At 46.2% G+C, this 19207-nt stretch carries 14 protein-coding genes and 1 riboswitch; of the genes, 12 read left to right on the top strand and 2 right to left on the bottom strand.

Annotation, left to right across the window (positions count from 1 at the left end; genetic code table 11):
• Nucleotides 1-34 precede the first annotated feature (34 nt).
• The 8 genes from KI659_RS09925 to KI659_RS09960 all read left to right on the top strand — a co-directional run bounded on the left by KI659_RS09925 (nt 35) and on the right by KI659_RS09960 (nt 9908).
• Nucleotides 35-826, top strand: a complete 792-nt coding sequence (locus KI659_RS09925; protein ID WP_213945190.1) for a (Fe-S)-binding protein — start codon at nt 35-37, stop codon at nt 824-826.
• A 123-nt stretch (nt 827-949) separates the two neighbouring features.
• Nucleotides 950-1438 carry a hypothetical protein gene (locus KI659_RS09930; protein ID WP_213945191.1) on the top strand — a complete coding sequence of 163 codons (489 nt, stop codon included), beginning with the start codon at nt 950-952 and terminating at the stop codon, nt 1436-1438.
• 54 nt (nt 1439-1492) lie between these two features.
• Nucleotides 1493-3436 (top strand): OmpA family protein, encoded by a 1944-nt coding sequence (locus tag KI659_RS09935; RefSeq protein WP_213945192.1) that lies wholly within the window; start codon nt 1493-1495, stop codon nt 3434-3436.
• Between the two features lie 83 nt (nt 3437-3519).
• Complete coding sequence (gene pnuC, locus KI659_RS09940) at nt 3520-4137, top strand: nicotinamide riboside transporter PnuC (RefSeq protein WP_213945193.1); 618 nt, start codon at nt 3520-3522, stop codon at nt 4135-4137.
• The gene (locus tag KI659_RS09945) at nt 4130-4663 is read left to right on the top strand and encodes an AAA family ATPase (RefSeq protein WP_213945194.1); all 534 of its coding nucleotides are present in this window, start codon (nt 4130-4132) and stop codon (nt 4661-4663) included. Before pnuC ends, KI659_RS09945 begins: the two co-directional genes overlap by 8 nt.
• A gap of 199 nt (nt 4664-4862) precedes the next feature.
• The gene (locus KI659_RS09950; RefSeq protein ID WP_213945195.1) at nt 4863-5921 is read left to right on the top strand and encodes a fatty acid desaturase family protein; all 1059 of its coding nucleotides are present in this window, start codon (nt 4863-4865) and stop codon (nt 5919-5921) included.
• 987 nt (nt 5922-6908) lie between these two features.
• A riboswitch (TPP riboswitch) is annotated at nt 6909-7004 on the top strand.
• An 81-nt stretch (nt 7005-7085) separates the two neighbouring features.
• Nucleotides 7086-9485, top strand: a complete 2400-nt coding sequence (locus KI659_RS09955) for a TonB-dependent receptor (RefSeq protein WP_213945196.1) — start codon at nt 7086-7088, stop codon at nt 9483-9485.
• A 186-nt stretch (nt 9486-9671) separates the two neighbouring features.
• Nucleotides 9672-9908 (top strand): hypothetical protein, encoded by a 237-nt coding sequence (locus KI659_RS09960; RefSeq protein WP_213945197.1) that lies wholly within the window; start codon nt 9672-9674, stop codon nt 9906-9908.
• A 71-nt stretch (nt 9909-9979) separates the two neighbouring features.
• On the opposite strand, the gene KI659_RS09965 is transcribed toward KI659_RS09960, so the two are convergent.
• Nucleotides 9980-10795 (bottom strand): alpha/beta fold hydrolase, encoded by an 816-nt coding sequence (locus KI659_RS09965; RefSeq protein ID WP_213945198.1) that lies wholly within the window; start codon nt 10793-10795, stop codon nt 9980-9982.
• A 101-nt stretch (nt 10796-10896) separates the two neighbouring features.
• Nucleotides 10897-12816, bottom strand: coding sequence for a 1-deoxy-D-xylulose-5-phosphate synthase (dxs, locus tag KI659_RS09970; protein WP_213945199.1), 1920 nt, complete (start codon nt 12814-12816; stop codon nt 10897-10899).
• A gap of 178 nt (nt 12817-12994) precedes the next feature.
• Here dxs and KI659_RS09975 point away from each other — a divergent pair, with 178 nt between their 5' ends.
• The 4 genes from KI659_RS09975 to KI659_RS09990 all read left to right on the top strand — a co-directional run bounded on the left by KI659_RS09975 (nt 12995) and on the right by KI659_RS09990 (nt 19174).
• Nucleotides 12995-13744, top strand: coding sequence for a segregation and condensation protein A (locus KI659_RS09975; RefSeq protein ID WP_213945200.1), 750 nt, complete (start codon nt 12995-12997; stop codon nt 13742-13744).
• A 1-nt stretch (nt 13745) separates the two neighbouring features.
• Complete coding sequence (locus KI659_RS09980; protein ID WP_213945201.1) at nt 13746-14810, top strand: lysylphosphatidylglycerol synthase transmembrane domain-containing protein; 1065 nt, start codon at nt 13746-13748, stop codon at nt 14808-14810.
• A gap of 41 nt (nt 14811-14851) precedes the next feature.
• Complete coding sequence (locus KI659_RS09985; RefSeq protein WP_213945202.1) at nt 14852-15091, top strand: Kazal-type serine protease inhibitor family protein; 240 nt, start codon at nt 14852-14854, stop codon at nt 15089-15091.
• A 639-nt stretch (nt 15092-15730) separates the two neighbouring features.
• Nucleotides 15731-19174: a pyruvate carboxylase gene (locus tag KI659_RS09990; protein WP_213945203.1), complete on the top strand. Its 3444-nt coding sequence runs from the start codon at nt 15731-15733 to the stop codon at nt 19172-19174.
• Nucleotides 19175-19207: the final 33 nt, after the last annotated feature.

Consider the following 19207-nt stretch of genomic DNA (forward strand, 5'->3'; position numbering starts at 1 on the left):
TAGTACTTAGTACAGACATATAAAAACACAATCCATGTCAACATATAAAGTACCAACAATGGCCGAGATGGCCGCTTCAGGAGAATCTCCGGAAATCCTATTTTGGGTAGGATGTGCGGGATCTTTTGATGATAGATATAAAGCCGTTACCCAGGCATTTGTCAAAATATTGAATAAGGTAGGCGTAAGCTTTGCCGTGCTCGGTCCTGAGGAAGCCTGCACGGGCGATCCAGCCAGAAGAGCAGGGAATGAATTCCTGTTCCAGATGCAAGCTGTGGGAAATATCCAGGTGATGAATGGCTACAACGTCAAGAAAGTAGTGACGGCCTGCCCCCACTGCTTCAACACTATCAAAAATGAATACCCGGCACTTGGGGGAAATTACGAAGTGATCCACCACTCCACATTTTTGCAGCAATTGATCAATGATGGCAAAGTGGTGATCAAAGGCGGCGGGGATTTCAAAGGGAAGAAAATCACCTTCCACGACAGCTGTTACCTGGGCAGGGCCAACAATGTATACGAGGCCCCTCGTGATGTCATCAAAGCTTTGGACGTGGAGCTTGTAGAAATGAAAAGATGCCGCACCAAGGGCCTTTGCTGTGGCGCTGGTGGCGCACAGATGTTTAAGGAACCGGAGGAAGGCAAAAAGGACATCAACATCGAAAGAACCGAGGAAGCCTTGGAAACTGGCGCATCCGCCATCGCGGTGGGCTGCCCCTTCTGCCTCACCATGATGGCTGACGGTGTCAAAAACAAGAACCGGGAAAATGATGTGCAGGTATACGACTTAGCAGAACTGATCGCCAAAGACCAAGGTCTCTAACATCCGACAACCGACATCGGGCATCGGACACCCATTATCCCAACAATTCATTTATTTCCAAATCAAAAAAGCCTCTTTTCTCGTTAAGAAAAAGAGGCTTTTGAATTAAATAACACCCATTATATGTACTTACCTTTTGATGAAATGCCAGCGGATACCAGGATCTGGATTTATCTGGCGGACAGAAAGTTTAACCCGGAAGAGCAAAATTACATCAAGGAAGTTTTGACGGATTTTTGCCAAAACTGGAATACGCACGGCAGTAAAATGCCCACCAGCTATGAAATCAAGTACGACCAGTTTATCATCTTGGCGGTAGACCAGTCCCAGTTGGGCGCTAGCGGATGCTCGATTGATAGCTCTGTGCGCAAACTCAAGGAAATCGAGGCGAAGCTCGGCGTGGATCTTTTAAATCAGGGGAAAGTTTCTTTCCTCCAAGATAAGCAAGTATCCGTTACCAGCGTGCCCAAAGTAAAACAGGAGATAGCCGATGGCAATCTTGAAAAAGACACCTTGATTTTTAATCCGATCATGGACAAAAAGCAAGATTTGCAGGAAAAGTGGCTTCTTCCTGCCAAGGAAAGTTGGTTAAACAGATTTTTTGACAATTAATTTTAAAATATGTCCTATATTAGTTCTGCACATTTTACCCATTGATTATCACCGATGAAGCATAGCTATCTTTTTATCCTTCTATTTGCAGTAATTCTGGGCGCCTGCACGAGTCTCGACAAGAAAGGCACCGCACAATACCAGGCTGGAGAATACCAGCTTGCCATTAATACTTTTTCACGCATTCTGGAAAAAGACCCCGACAACCTGGAAGCCAACCGCATAGTGGCCGAGAGTTACAGGCTGTCTAACCGAGTGGAAAGAGCAGTGCCTTATTATGAAAAGTTGGTAGAACTGGACTCTACGGCAGAAAATTACTACAAAAAAGGGATAGGCCTGAAAAGCCAGGGGGAATACGACCGGGCAAAGGAGGCATTTTCCAAAGCGGCCGAAATGACGCTCAACGACTCCCTTGAGCTCCGCTCTAAAAGAGAGTTGGCCAACCTGGAAAAGCTGGACAACATACAGCCCTATTTTCCCAACCATCAGCTGGAAAATTATGAACTGCTAAATAGCCGTGGAATCGACTATGCCCCGATTGTAAGCGAAAACTTCCTGTACTTCACCAGTTCACGGGGAGGCGGTGGCATTTACCAAGCCACCGGGCAATCCTACACCAAGCTGTTCAGGACACGTGCCGATGGGGTAAATGTCGACGTGCAGGGCATTCAGCCAATGCCCGAGTTCAGAAACGAGGAAGGGCTCAACCAGGGCGCCATAGCCATCAGCCCCGACGGCAACACCATTGTGTATGCCCGCGGCAACAGCACCAATAGAAGAGATCAGCCAGAGGTAAGCCTTTACGCATCTTATTTCCGAGGGGCATCTTTCACGGAGCCCGTTTACATGACCCTCAATGAGGAGCCCGGCTATTGGAACTCTACCCCTGCCTTTAGCCCTGATGGCAAAACCCTCTATTTTGCTTCCAACAGACCTGGAGGCTACGGAGGCATTGACCTTTACAAGGCAACGGTTTTGGCCAATGGGGATTTTGGGAATGTGCAGAATATGGGCCCAGAAATCAATACGCCCGGCAATGAGATGTTTCCCAGACTTGAGACAAATGGCAATTTCTTCTTTGCCTCCGATGGGCATCCCGGCTATGGCAAGCTTGACCTATTTGTGGCCGAACCAAACAACAATGGCTATACCGTCAAAAACCTAGGGGACAATATCAACACCACTGCTGATGATTTTGGTATTTTCTTTACCAACTATCCTAAGGAAGGTTTTATCACCTCAAACAGAGAAGGTGGTGTAGGCGATGACGATATCTACTATTTCAAGGACATGACGCCTAAACCAAAAGTGGTCAACTTCCTGCTCAACCTGATTACCAAGGAGCAAAAGGATGACGGCTCACAGGAAATCCTGCCGCAGACCAGGGTCACCATGTATGATGAAAACAACAAGTTGGTAGGCGGAGACAACACCAACCAACAGGGAAGGGTGCGCTTCAGACTATCCCCTGAGCAAGATTATTCCATCATCGCCTCCAAAAGCGGATACTTCACCAAGAGCATTACTTTCACCACCAAAGGCAAGATGCCTGACCAGAGTGAGCTGATCCAGGATGTCACCAACATCACCTTGGACACTACCGTGGTACTGGATCAATTGATCTTGGAAAAAGCGATTGTGCTTGAGAATATCTACTATGATTTTGACAGGGCTGAGATCCGACCGGATGCAGCTCAGGAGTTGAATAAATTGGTCAAAATCCTAAAGGACAATCCTAATATCCGCATTGAACTGAGCTCACACACCGATAGCCGTGGCTCGGAACAGTATAACGAGGAGCTTTCCCAGAGAAGGGCGGAATCAGCCGTGGAGTACATCATCAGCCAAGGTATAGCCAGAGAAAGGCTGGTAGCAAGAGGCTACGGAGAATCCCAACCAATTGCACCTAACGAAAACCCTGATGGTTCCGATAACCCTGAAGGCCGTCAGATGAACAGAAGGACTGAATTCAAGGTGATTGAATTATTGGAGGATTAATTTCCTGGAAAAATTATAATGAAAACCGCTTCAGATTGGAGCGGTTTTTTTCTTTTATCATAATATTAACTGAAATTCGGCCCATGGATTGGCAATACATATGGGAGGGCCTGCAGGAAGGTTTAGCTCAAACGACTTTACTGGAAGCGATAGCGGCCTTTTTTGGCGTGGCAAGCGTCTATTATTCCATCAAGAAAAATATCCTGGTTTTTCCCACAGGAATCATCAGCACCTTGATCTATATTTATATCACCGTGATGGTGGGGCTCTATGCCGATATGGGCATAAACTTTTACTATACCGCCATGTCAATCTATGGCTGGTATGTATGGAGCAAGCCTACGCCAACAGGTGAAGAAAGGCCCGTGACCTACCTCAAAAAAAGCGGCATCTTCTACAGCTTGGCTATTTTTGGAGCTTCCTATCTGACCCTTTATCTGGTATTGTCAAATTACACAGACAGTACCGTGCCCTACTGGGATTCCTTCACCACCTCCTCGGCCTTTGTGGGCATGTGGCTGATGGCCAAGAAAAAGGTGGAAAACTGGATAGCCTGGATCATTACAGACCTCGTATCGGTGCCCCTGTATTGGCATAAGGATTTAATATTGACCTCTTTCCAGTTTATGGTATTCACGGTGATGGCCATTTTGGGTTTAATCGCCTGGATGAAAGCTGCTAAAAAACCCGTTTATGCTTAGAATCGTGATCATTGGACCGGAATCAACCGGGAAAAGCACACTTGCCAAAGGACTTTCTGATCATTTCGGCGAACCTTGGGTCCGTGAATACGCCCGAGAATACCTGGAGCAATTGGATAGGGAATATCGATACGAGGACCTTCTGCCTATTGCCCAAGGCCAAATCCAGCTCGAGGAACTGGCCGCCAAGAATGCTGAGAAGATGCTTTTTTGCGATACGGACCTGCACGTGATCGATGTTTGGAGTCGCCATAAATATGGTAAAACCCATGCTTGGACCCTAGATGAAATCAGCCGCAGGAATTATGACCTCTACCTGCTTACAAACATAGATATGCCCTGGGAACCCGACCCGCAGCGGGAACATCCTGAACCTGAAATGAGGAATTATTTTTTTAATGTTTATTTGGAAAAAATCCAAACCACCAGTGTTCCTTATCAATTGGTTTCCGGCATGATTGAAGAAAGATTGCATGCCTCTATTGAAATAATAGAGGCATTAATGAGAAAAAAACGAATGGATTGAATTATATGTCCAAAGCCGCCGTTAGGTAAATGAAGCAAATCAAAAGATAAAGCAATAAAAAAGGATTTAACCACCTATCAATATTTGCATTTTTGAAAAGTTTAAAAAAGCTTATATTTGCTTAATAGCTATTAAAGTCCCCCCAGTAATACGGCAGCGCTTCAGTGGCCAAAATGAATTAGAATTTCATCATTTCTTTATGCAAAAACCAAAATTCCAGAAATCCACCCCATTTCACCAAACATTAAAAGCACGCGTCCAGAATCATTTCAAAGAAAATAACATTGCCCAAACAGGAAACACCCAGCTTTACACCAAAGCCATAATCCTGACTATCTCATTTGTGGCGGTTTATATCCACCTGCTTTTCTTCACTCCTTTCTGGCCTATTGCCATCCTGGAAAGCATCGTCCTAGGCGGACTGGCGGCCTCGATTGGCTTTAATGTCATGCACGATGGCGCCCATGGCAGCTTTAGCAACCAGCCATGGCTCAACAAACTGGCTGGCTTATCCATCAACTTCCTAGGGGCAAATGTCTTCATGTGGAAAACCAAGCACAACGTGGTCCATCACTCCTACACCAACATTGAAGGTGTGGATGACGATATGAACGCACGGCCTTTCCTACGACTTTGCCCAGCCCAAAAGCGGTATGGCATGCACAAGTATCAGCATCTATATTTCCTTCTGACTTATAGCCTGCTCTATCATTACTGGGTGTTTGTGACCGATTACAAAAAATATGTGACCGGCCGGGTAGGCATCACCCCTATCCAGAAAATGAAAACCAGTGACCACATCTCCTTTTGGGGCTTCAAGTTAGTCCATGCGGTTTTGTTTATGGCACTGCCCATTTATCTGTTAGGTTTTATGCCCTGGTTGGTAGGCTTTCTCCTGTTTGGCTTTTCCACGGGCATCTTCCTGAGCGTCATCTTCCAAATGGCTCACTCAGTAGAGGAAACCATCTTCCCTATCAATGAAGGCGTCCAGCTGGAAGACGACTGGGCTACCCACCAATTGAGAACCACCACTAATTTTGCCACCAAAAATAAGGTATTGACTTGGTTGGTAGGCGGGCTGAATTTCCAGGTGGAGCACCACCTTTTCCCAAAGATTTCCCATATCCATTATCCTGCAATAAGCAAGATCATCAAGGATGTGTGCCAGGAATACCAAGTGCCTTACTTGGAGCACTCCAGACTAAGACAGGCCTTTGCATCGCATTATTATCACCTGAAGGCATTGGGCACAGCTTAATTTCTGAAAAATAATTGCCCACAAAGTCGAAGAAGTCGCACTAAGGTTTAAATCTAACTTAGTGCGGCTTTTTTTTTTATAATAACAATGCCCGCTCATCTCCATTGCTAATTATTTATTCCCAACACTTTTCGCGGCGTTTTTAAAACCTGGTGCAACTCCTTTGCGACCCATTTCCTTGTCCGCGAACCAGTCTTAGCGCCTTTGAGCCCTTTGTGGCCATTTTATTCAACCGTTCATTCTTAATTCCTCATTCCTAATTCTTCTATTTAAGGTTTAAATCTAACTTAGTGCGGCTTTTTTTTTATAATAACATGCCCGTTCTCCATTGCTAATAATTTATTCCCAACCCTTTTCGCGGCTTTTTTAAAACTTGGTGCAACTCCTTTGTACCCATTTCCTTGTCCGTGAACCAGTCTTAGCGCCTTTGAGCTCTTTGTGGCCATTTTATTCAACCGTTCATTCTTAATTCCTCATTCCTAATTCTTCTATTTAAGGTTTAAATCTAACTTAGTGCGGCTTTTTTTTTTATAATAACATTGCCGCTCATCTCCATTGCTAATTATTTATTCCCAACCCTTTTCGCGGCGTTTTTAAAACCTGGTGCAACTCCTTTGCGACCCATTTCCTTGTCCGCGAACCAGTCTTAGCGCCTTTGAGCCCTTTGTGGCCATTTTATTCAACCGTTCATTCTTAATTCCTCATTCCTAATTCTTCTATTTAAGGTTTAAATCTAACTTAGTGCGGCTTTTTTTTTATAATAACATGCCCGCTCATTCTTCATTGCTAATTATTTATTCCCAACCGTTTTCGCGACTTTTTTAAAACCTGGTGCAACTCCTTTGTGCCCATTTCCTTGTCCGCGAACCAGTCTTAGCGCCTTTGAGCCCTTTGTGGCCATTTTCTTCAACCGTTCATTCTTAATTCCTCATTCCTAATTCTTCTATTTTTAATTCCATTGCCGATCTTGATAATATCCTTACCTTTGCTCCCATTAAGGGGTGCCCTAATATAACGGGCTGAGATCATACCCATTGAACCTGATACGGTTAGTACCGGCGAAGGGAAATGAGCGGTTTACAGAAAGTGGAGCAGCCTCCCCTTGGTTTGCTTCTATGTTTAACCAAACTGCCGAAAGGCAACAGTTTTTATCACCATTATTACATGAAAAAGTTAGTATTCATGCTATCCGTCATGCTCATGAGCATCGGCGCCATGGCACAGAACCGTTTGTCCGGCACAGTCACCGATGCCGAAACTGGTGAAACCCTTCCGGGAGCAAACATTATCTTAGAGGGCACCGGCAGGGGAAGCACCACCGACATGATCGGCCGTTACCAAGTCAACAGGATTCCTGCCGGAGATTACGATGTGAGGGTTTCTTACGTAGGGTACCAGACCACAAGGTCAAGCATCAGCATTTCGGCCGATTTAGAATTGGATTTCTCCTTGGACAAAAGCCTGCTTTCCACCGAGGAGTTTATCGTTACAGCCACACGGGCCGGACAGACCACCCCCACAACCTTTAAAACCATCTCCAAAGAGGAACTCAACAAAAACAATCTGGGCCAGGACATTCCTTTCCTGCTAAATTACACCCCATCAGTGGTCAGCCATTCCGATGCGGGAGCAGGTGTGGGCTACACGGGTCTGAGAATCCGGGGTTCCGACCAAACCAGAATCAACGTAACAGTAAACGGGATCCCGCTTAATGATGCCGAATCCCATGGCGTATTCTGGGTCAACATGCCGGACTTTGCCTCATCCGTGGAAAACATCCAGATCCAGCGTGGTGTGGGTACTTCCACCAATGGTGCGGCTACTTTTGGGGCCAGCCTCAACATCCAGACAGATACCAAAAGGGAAGAAAGCTACGCCGAAATCGACAATGGGTTCGGTTCTTTCAATACCCGGCGCCATACAGTGAAAGCCGGAACGGGCCTATTGAACAACAGGTGGGCAGTAGACGCAAGATTATCGCAGATCACTTCCGATGGCTACATTGACCGTGCCTTTTCAGACCTTCGCTCCTATTATCTATCTGGGGGTTATTATGGCGACAACCATGTTTTCAAAATGAATGTATTTGCAGGAGCTGAGCAAACTTACCAAGCTTGGAATGGTGTCCCGGAAAACCTGCTGCAGACCAACCGTACTTTTAACAGCTATACCTACGAAAACGAAACGGATAATTACCAGCAGCAGCACTATCAATTCATCTATGCCGGTAATCTGGATAGCAATTGGAAAGCCAATGCGGCCCTGCACTATACTAAAGGCGCCGGATATTATGAGCAGTTCCGTCCAAATGACCGACTTCTTAGAAACTACGGCATCCAGCCTATTGTGATTGGTGGGGAAACCATTGAAAGAACAGACATCATCAGAAGAAGATGGTTGGACAATGACTTCTATGGGGCGACTTTCTCGCTGAATTACATCTCCGGTGACGGCCGATTGGATGCGATTTTGGGCGGTGGGGCAAACCGTTATGACGGGGACCACTTTGGGGAAATCATCTGGATGAGAGTAGCAGGCGATACGGATATCCGGGACCGTTATTATGACAACAATGCGGTGAAAGATGACCGCAACATTTTCCTTAAAGCTACCTATGAAGTGGTAGACCAGCTTTACCTTTTTGGCGACCTTCAATACAGAGGAATCGACTATAGATTTGTAGGAATCAACAACGACCTCCGAGACATCAGCGGATTCCAAAACTACCATTTCTTTAACCCAAAATTCGGCTTCAGCTATGAGGCGGCCAAAGGCAAAACCTTCTACGCCTCCTATGCGGTAGCCAATCGTGAACCAGTGAGAAGGGATTTCACTGACAGCCCCCTCACAGAGATTCCAAGGCCAGAAAACCTCCAAAACATTGAGGCTGGTGTAAGGACACAGCACAACAATTTCCAATATGGCGCCAATCTCTACTACATGAAGTATAATGATCAATTGGTGCTTACAGGGCAATTAAATGATGTAGGGGCCTATATCCGAGAAAATGTGGCGGATAGCTATAGAGCGGGTATCGAGTTGGACGGAGCGGTGATGCTTTCCCCTAAGTGGACTTTGGGGGGAAACATTGCCTTCAGCCGAAACAAGATCGCAGAGTTCACCGAATTTGTGGATGACTACGCCGCCGAGGTTTTCCAGCAGGAAAGCTTCACCTATACGGACACCGACATCGCCTTCTCCCCCAATGTGGTAGGATCAGCCATGATTGACTTCCGTCCGATCAAAGGACTTGAAATCTCCCTGCTATCCAAGTATGTGGACAGCCAATATCTGGACAACACCCAAAACGAAAACAGAAAGCTAGACGCCTTTTTCACCAACGATTTGAGGTTCATCTACAAGATCAGTCCCAGATTTGTCAAAGAAATGGAGTTCACCCTTTTGGTCAACAATATCTTCAACGAGCTTTATGAACCAAACGGCTACACTTTCAGCTATTTCCTCCCAGGGGAAGCAGCTGGTGGCAGAGAACTTGTTACCGAAAACTTCTACTACCCCATGGCCGGCACAAACTTCTTGGCCGGGGTTAGCTTGAGGTTTTAAAGATTAATTTTAATAAAGTATTCTTCCCACAGGAGTTTCACGAATTGAGTGAAACTCCTTTTTGCATTAATATTTGGGTTAATTTAAAAATACTTGGAATTATTTATGATCAATTAATTAGAAAAAAGCGTATATTTTAAATAGGAACAATCTGGTTGAAATACGTTGTTAAAATAAAAAACAGGTATGCCTACTGTAATAACGGATAAAACTGATTTTGACTCAATTGAGGATATTATTAACCAATTTGGAAAGGACGCTGAAGTAGATATTTATACTTCTAAAATGTCTACTATAGACCGGGCTATTGCCATGGGACAAATTGAGATTGACAGTCTAAGCCTAACCCCTACTCATATCCTATCCCCTCTACCCCTCCAACTCGCCTCCCCTTCGGGTCCTCGTCGGGTCCACTATGGTTAATGGGATATTAGAGGCATGGGAGAAACATAGGGAAAACAACTAGACTGATTGGGGAAGTCCAATATACGTTTTTAGATCTCTCCACTCCTATTTGCTTCGGTCGAGATGATGGAAGGACGACAGTACCTACCGAGAAACTTCCCCACTACCTCAATGGTCTTCTCTTCCCGCTCAAACATCCCCATATGCCCGGTTTCGGGAAGCTCAAAATAGAAATCCACAAAAGCCTCATGCTTTCGGCTGTCTTCAAGCTTGATGGCAGCATCCACTTGCCCAGCGATCATCATCTTGGGAGAGCGAAAGCTCTTTAATACCTCTAACCGCTCTTTTCTATCACGCATGGCCTTAGTATAGGCCATCAAACCTGGATACGAGGTCTTGAGAGCCAATCTGAGCACATAATCAATTTTATCCTGAAGCTCTTCCCTCCTGTAATCGGGAAATAAGGACGGGACAAATGAGGTGACAAACTTTTCCACCCCATGCTTTTCCACAAAAGTCAAGGTCCGGTTTCTGACACCCCTTTTTTCCTCATCATCGGCAAAAGCTGTGGAGTGGAATAAGCCAAGCCCACCAAGTCTCTCTCCCATAAGTTCGGCAAGTGCCAAGCCCACATAGCCCCCCAAGGAGTGGCCAATCAGGATGGGTTTTTCCAGGTTCAATTCCTCCATCCATTCCTCAAACATCACAGCCACCTGTTCCAAACTGACCTCCTCCTCATACCAGCGGCTTTCTCCAAATCCTGGCAGATCTGGACACAGCACCCTGTAGAAGGGAGAAAAAGCCTCCTCAAATGCCTTCCACATCTCCTTGCTTTCGCAAAAGCCGTGTAAAAATATGAGCGGCTGCCCATTCCCCAAATCATTGTAAGCAATTTCCATAGGCATACTAACCTAGTATAAACAGGAAAACCGCAACTCTCGATGCGGCTCCCCCCTTATATTTCACTATTTCCTAATTTCCCTATTTCTATTAAAATATTTCTACCTTAATATTTCACATTCACTGTAACCTCATGCAAACTCCTCACCGCATCAGCTATACCATCCGGATCAAATCCACACTCTCGGTGTAGCTGAATCTGCTCTCCGTGCTCAATCACCTCATCAGGAATACCCAAACGTTTTACCTGGGCCTGATATCCGTGGTCGATCATCCACTCGAGCACTGCACTTCCAAACCCACCCATCAAGCAGCCATCTTCAACAGTTACTACCTTTTTAAATTTCCCAAAAATCTCATGCAAAAGATCTCCGTCAAGTGGCTTGACAAACCTCATATCATAATGCGCAGGATTTAGCCCGTCTTTAGCCAAGCTTTCAGCAGCCTCCGTCACATAGTTACCGATATGACCGATTGTTAAGACCGCTACTTCTTCTCCTTCTTTCACAATCCTACCCTGACCGGTTGGGATTTCACGCATGGGCTGTCTCCAGTCAGGCATGACTCCCTGGCCACGTGGGTATCGGATAGAGTAAGGTCCATTATATTTGGCTGCGGAATACATCATATTTCGCAACTCCTCTTCATTCATTGGCGCTGCCACTACCAGATTAGGCACACATCGGAAAAAGGCGATATCATACGCCCCATGGTGGGTAGGCCCATCTGCTCCTGCAAATCCTGCTCTGTCCAAACAGAAAACAACGGGTAGATTTTGCAAACACACATCATGCAAAACCTGATCATAGGCGCGTTGCATAAAAGTACTGTAAATGTTACAGAATGGCTTCAATCCCTGGGTGGCCAATCCTGCCGAAAAAGTCACGGCATGTTGCTCGGCAATCCCCACATCAAAAGCCCTGTCAGGCATCGCATCCATCATGATGTTCATGGAAGAACCCGATGGCATGGCAGGTGTCACCCCCATGATGGTATCATCAGCTTCCGCCAATTCTACCAAAGTATGGCCGAACACATCCTGATATTTTGGTGCCTGAGGAGTAGTATGTACTTTTTTGGCAATTTCCCCGGTGATCTTATCAAATTTGCCCGGTGCATGCCATTTGGTTTGGTCTTTTTCAGCCAAGGCATATCCTTTACCTTTTATCGTCACACAGTGTAGGATTTTTGGTCCGGGGATATCTCTCAAATCACTCAACACCTCCACCAGATGATCCACATCGTGGCCATCTACCGGTCCGAAGTAACGGAGATTCAGGGATTCAAATAAATTGCTTTGCTTTAACAAGGCCGACTTGATCGCGTGCTCCACGCTGGAGATCACCTCCTGAGCGCTTGAGCCGAATTTGCTAAACTTGCCTAGCAGCTTCCAAACGTCGTCTTTTACCTTATTATATGTATGGGAAGTAGTAATGTCAGTTAGATAATCCTTCAACGCCCCTACGTTGGGGTCGATGGACATACAGTTGTCATTCAGGATGATGATCATGTTGGAATCGGAAACACCCGCATGGTTCATGGCTTCAAAAGCCATCCCTCCTGTCATGGAGCCGTCACCGATTACGGCAATGTGTTGACGCTGCTTTTCGCCCTTGTATTTGGAGGCCATGGCCATCCCAAGAGCAGCAGAAATGGAGGTACTGGAGTGCCCAACTCCAAAAGTATCGTAGTTGCTTTCCTTTCTTTTTGGAAAACCTGATAGACCTTTATATAGTCTGTTGGTATGAAACTGGTCTCTGCGTCCGGTAAGGATTTTGTGACCGTATGCCTGGTGGCCCACATCCCATACCAGCTGGTCATAGGGGGTTTCCATTACATAGTGTAAAGCCACAGTAAGCTCCACCACACCCAAACTTGCTCCAAAATGCCCGCCATATACCGATACATTGTCAATTATAAACTGTCGAAGTTCATCACATATCTGTACAAGCTGATCTTTGTTGAATTTCTTTAAATCGGCTGGGCTGTCGATTTGGGCAAGCAATTTTCCAGGTTCTATCAACATCTACTTGGTTCTTTTGAAATAAATAACTTAAACCCGAAAGGTTTGTTCAGGCTCGTCAAACATACGGCCAAAAAACTTTAAACCTTACTTTTTTACAGTCAAATATTTATTTTTCTATTTATGTAATATCTTTGAATTCAATTAGATTGGCAAAAATACAACAATTTTAATATATCCAGTGAGTTTCGAAATCAAATTACCATTATTCGAGGGTCCTTTCGACCTTTTGCTCTTCTTCATCGAGCGGGATGAGCTGGATATTTATGACATTCCCATCTCCAAAATCACCAACGAATTTCTGCAGTATATCCATCAATTGGAGAAACTGGAAATAGAAGTCGCCAGTGAATTCATCTTGGTGGCCGCCACCTTAATGAAAATCAAATCCAAAATGCTCATCCCAAGGCCCGAGCTGAATGAGGACGGGGAGGAAATTGACCCCAGGGAAGAATTGATCAAGCACCTTTTGGAGTACAAAAAGTACAAGTCCGTGATCCAGGAGCTGTCCACCATGGAGGAAAACCGCCTATCGCGGAAATCCCGCGGCAACGTGCTCGACGAGCTCAAAGCCATGAGCAACGTGGACAATGTGGACGCCGAAATGCAGGACCTCGACCTCTACAAGCTCCTCAGGGTATTCCAAAGGGTAATGGCCAAATATGCCAACCGTACAGATGAAACCACCCACACGGTAATCCAATACCCCTACACCATTGACCAGCAGAAAAACTTCGTCCTGGAAAAACTCAGCTTTTCTGACAGGGTCCCCTTTACCCAATTCATCTCCTACAAGCCGGATAAAATCTTCGTGATTTATACCTTTTTAGCCATATTGGAATTATTACAGTTATCTTTGGTTACAATTAAAATTGGAGAGGGTTTCAACAATTTTTGGGTGGAGAAAGTAGAAGAAGTCCCCGTACTGTAATATGAGATTAGATAATAAGGAGATATTCAAGACCTTAAACCCCAATAAGGTTTGGGTACCCGTGGCTATCGGGCTCGGGATTGTGTTCCTTATGTTTTACTTAGACCCCAAAGTCAACGCGCAGACGCTAAAGGGCGTGTTTGATGCTTCAGTAGGGGGCGTTTTATTGGCTTTGCTGTTTATTTTGATGCGGGATGCGGGATATGTCTACCGTATCCGGAAGATTACCGATGAGAAACTCTCCTGGGTGAGGGCCATTTATGTGATCATCCTTTGGGAGTTTGCCTCGGCGGTTACCCCATCGATTGTTGGGGGTACGGCGGTGGCGGTATTTATCCTGCACAAGGAGGGCATCAAACTCGGCAAGGCTCTGGCCTTTGTCATGCTTACCGCCATTTTGGACAACCTTTTCTTCGTCATAGGAGCACCCATCATCCTGTATTTGGCCAAAGGCCATATCTTTCCCGACACCCGGATGATGGAGCTGCGGCTGGGGACCAGCATACAATACCTTTTCTGGATCAGCTATAGCCTATATGCCATTTATACCATCGTCATGTCGGCGGCTTTATTCTACAGGCCAAGGGTATTCAAATGGATCCTGATGAAGATTTTTTCCATCAAATGGATCCGAAAGTGGAAATCCAACGCCAATGATTACGGAAACCAGATTATAGAAGCCAGTGAAACTTTTAAGGATAAAAACTACAAATATTGGCTTTCAGTAGTGGGTGCCACCGTATTTATCTGGTCTGCCCGCTACCTGATGCTCAATGCGCTGATCTCGGCTTACAAGTCGGTGGACATGTTTGGCCACATCATCATCTTTGCCCGACAGATCATCATGTGGATCGTGATGATGGTTTCCCCCACTCCGGGCAGCAGCGGTACGGCCGAGTTTTTCTTTGCCCAGTTTTTCGCAGAGTTTTTGCCCGGTTACACATTCGTGACGAGCATTCTCTGGAGACTTCTTTCCTACTACCCGTATTTGATTCTTGGTGCCATATTTTTGCCTAAATGGATCCGTCAGGTCTTCTTCAAAAAAGGAAACCGGAAAAATAAGTAGCGTTTGATTACCCACATCCGTTTATGGATAAAAGAGCACTTATGAAAAGATTATCCGTCTCCCTATTTGCCATCACCTGCCTGGCCTTCCAGTGCAAAGCCCCAGAGCCCACCACCGTAGCGGGCTGCATCGACAAAAGCAAAATCAACCCCGAAGCAGCCTGCTATATGATCTATGACCCCGTGTGCGGCTGTGACAACAAAACCTACAGCAACGATTGTGTCGCCCTAAATAATGGAGTGACCAAGTGGACTGAAGGGGAGTGTGAAGTACGGGATTAGAAGTACGTGACCAAACAAATGGCCACAACGGACACAAAGTTTAAAAGAAGTTTCACAAAGGCTACTTCACGGAGAAAAATTGAAAAGCTGGGAAAGAGAGTCAAATAAAATTTAAGACTTGACAAGATAACCACGATGATCCGGAGAAATAAATCTACCGCAAAGATCGCTGAGGAGCGCGAAGATTGAGTTAGAAGTAGATATTAAGAAGTTAAAAGTCGTCACGCCCCATTTTTTCTTTGCGAATCTTTCAAATCTTTGCGGTTGTAACATTTTCTATGTGCCCTTCTCGCCTCGGTGGTTATTAATCACAACCTGCCAACATGAAAAGTAAAATCTAGTATTTAGTACCAAAAAATTGGTTTAATTTTTGAATAGGCAAAGTTTTATAACACCCAACACAAAGGAAATCGTTTGATAATTCTTAATTTCATAACAAGATCGCCTTTTTGTTAAAAACTTTAATGTATATCCATGACTGCACCTATAATTCGGCAAAATTGCCAAATGCTGGGTGTAATGCTAGAGACAACCTTTTTCGGTCCTCCGTCCTGCCTCTTTAGAGCCAGGTCTACCAGTTAAGGATATGCAAATTAATTTTAAACCCAAAACGCATAACTTTTAAAAAGCTTTACTTTTATGCCTATTCACAAGATTCACAAACTCCTGGTGGCCAACCGGGGGGAAATTGCCATCCGAGTATTGAGGGCGGCCTCCGAACTAAAAATCCGTACCGTTGCTATTTACACCTACGAGGATAGGTACTCCCTGCACCGCTATAAAGCCGATGAGGCCTATCAGGTGGGGCAGGACGAGGAACCGCTCAAGCCCTACCTTGATATAGAGGAAATCATTACCGTGGCCAAAAGAAACCAGGTAGACGCCATTCATCCGGGCTACGGCTTTCTTTCCGAAAACGTGCGGTTTGCCAGAAGATGCAAGGAGGAAGGGATCATTTTCGTGGGACCGGAACCTGAGGTAATGGAAAATCTCGGGGACAAAGTGGCAGCCAAAAAAGTAGCCATCAAATCCCAGGTGCCCATCATAGAAGATAGCCAACAAGAGCTGATTGATGTGGAAATTGGCCTTTCTGAGGCAAACAGGATCGGCTTCCCGGTGATGATCAAGGCTGCGGCAGGCGGTGGAGGCAGAGGTATGAGAGTGGTGCGGGAGGAAAAAGCCTTCAAACAGTCCTTTCTGGATGCCAAAAATGAGGCATTGAAAGCTTTTGGAGATGACACCGTTTTCCTTGAAAAATACATCGACGACCCCAAGCACATCGAAGTGCAGATAGTGGGGGACAATTATGGCAACCTAGTTCATCTGTTTGAAAGGGACTGTTCTGTTCAGCGCCGTTTTCAAAAGGTAGTGGAAGTGGCCCCGAGTGCCACTTTATCCCAAGAAGCCAAAGACAAAATTTATGGATATGCGCTTTCCATCGCCAGGGAAGTGAATTACAACAATGTGGGCACGGTAGAATTCCTGGTTGACAAAAACGAGCGGATTTACTTCATTGAAGTGAATCCCAGGATTCAGGTGGAGCATACCATCACCGAGGAAATCACCGGGATTGATATCGTGCGGACACAGATCCTAGTAGCCAGCGGGCTGGAGCTATCCCACCCGCAGATTTTCATCAACAGCCAGGAAGAAATAGTGGCCAACGGTTTTGCCATACAATGCCGGATCACCACAGAGGACCCCCAAAACGGCTTCAAACCCGACTACGGGACCATCATCGCCTATCGTAACGCCGGCGGCTTTGGGATAAGGATTGATGAGGGCAGTAGCTATCCAGGTGTAAAGATTTCGCCATTCTTCGACAGTATGTTGGTGAAAATATCCGCCTCGGGACGTACGCTCAAAGGAGCCAGCCAGCGTTTGGGCAGGACCTTGAGGGAATTCAGGATCCGCGGGGTAAAGACCAATATAGGCTTCCTAGAAAACGTGATTTCCCACCCTACTTTTTACGAAGGAAAAGCCACTGTCAAGTTCATTGACAACCATCCGGAGCTGTTTAGCATTCCAAGAAAAAAGGACAGAGGTACCAACACCCTTAAATACTTAGCCGAAGTGGTGGTCAATGGCAACCCTGATGTCAAATTTAAGGACCCTAATAAGAAGTTCAGGAACCCGAAAGTCCCGGTTTTTGACAAATACAGCGGTTACCCCAAAGGGACGAAAGACCTCCTGACCGAGCTGGGGCCTAATGGCTTTTCAGAATGGCTGAAGAAGGAAAAGGCCCTGCACTTTACCGACACCACTTTCCGGGATGCCCACCAGTCGCTATTGGCCACTAGGGTGCGCACCATCGACATGCTGAAAGTAGCCGAGGCTTTTGCCAAAAACCATCCTGAGGTATTCAGCATGGAGGTATGGGGCGGAGCGACCTTCGATGTATGCATGCGCTTTTTACATGAAAGCCCCTGGAAACGCCTACAGCAAATCAGAAAGGCGGTTCCCAACATCCTGCTTCAGATGCTTATCAGAGGCAGCAATGCGGTGGGGTATACCGCCTATCCTGACAACCTGATCGAAAAGTTCATTGAGAAATCCTGGGAAAACGGGGTGGATGTTTTCAGGATCTTTGATTCCCTCAACTGGCTGGAGGCAATGAAGGTGAGCATCAAGGCGGTGAAGGAAAGAACCGGCGGGCTTGCCGAAGGGGCAATTTGCTACACCAATGATATTTTGAACCCCGAAAACAGGAAATACACCTTACAATATTATATAGACCTGGCCAGAAGGCTGGAGGATGAGGGCATCCACATCCTGGCGATCAAGGACATGGCCGGATTGCTCAAACCATATGCAGCCCAGGAGCTGGTTCATGCCCTGAGGGAAAATGTCAGCCTGCCGATCCACCTACACACCCATGACACCAGCGGCATACAGTCGGCCACCTACCTCAAAGCCATGGAGGCCGGAGTGGATGTGGTGGATGTGGCCCTGGCCAGCATGTCGGGCCTGACTTCCCAACCCAATTTCAACTCCATTTTGGCCTATACCAAAGGAACTGAAAGGGAAAATCAATTGGATCTGGATGGCTTAAACAAATTCTCCAATTATTGGGAGGATGTAAGGGAACTCTACTATCCGTTTGAATCCGGATTGAAAGCTGGTACTGCCGAAGTGTACCATCACGAGATCCCAGGCGGGCAATACTCCAATCTACGTCCCCAAGTCTCGGCTTTGGGCTTGGAGGATAAGTTTGAGGAGGTGAAGAAAAATTACGAGATCGTCAATGAGATGTTTGGCGACATCGTCAAGGTGACCCCAAGCTCCAAAGTGGTGGGGGACATGGCCATCTTCATGACCTCCAACAACCTGACCAAGGAAGACGTGCTGGCAAAGGGCAAGGAGCTATCCTTCCCCGAATCAGTGGTGGGCTTGTTCAAGGGTGACCTGGGCCAGCCAGAGGGCGGATTCCCCAAGGAATTGCAGCAGGTGATCCTCAAGAGCGCCAAACCTTTTACCGACAGGCCAAATGCACACCTGACCCCGATTGATTTCGACAAGGAAATGGCAGCCTTTCGGGAGGAATTTGGGGACTTCAATTCCGAGCTGGACTTTTTGTCCTACAAGCTATACCCGAAAGTTTTCAAGGACTACAGAGCCTTCCGTGAGGAATACGGCGACCCTAGCAAGATCCCGACCCTGGCCTTTCTTTACGGCTTGAAGCCAAATGAGGAGATCCTGGTGGAAATTGGCCCCGGCAAGGTCATCATCATCAAACTGCTGTTCGTCTCCCAACCTGATGATTTGGGAATGCGATTGGTTTCGTTTGAGCTGAACGGCCAGGCCAGAAGGATCCAGGTGAAGGACAAAGAAGTGAAAGCCTTGAAAGTGTCGAACAAAAAAATCGAAAGCGCTGGCGATATCGGAGCACCGCTACAGGGAAGGATCTCGGCCATCATGGTCAAGGAAGGCGACACCGTAGAGGAAAACACGCCTCTCTTTGTCATTGAGGCCATGAAAATGGAAAGCACCATCAGCACCTCCGCCGCCGGCAAAGTCGAAAAGATCATCCTACAGGAAGGCGACATGGTGGAGCAGAATGATTTGGTGCTTCAGGTGAAGTGATTACGTTAAAATTAAAAACCACAGAGGCTCAGA

The sequence above is a fragment of the Litoribacter ruber genome, assembly GCF_018449405.1.
GTDB classification, from domain to species: Bacteria; Bacteroidota; Bacteroidia; order Cytophagales; family Cyclobacteriaceae; genus Litoribacter; species Litoribacter ruber.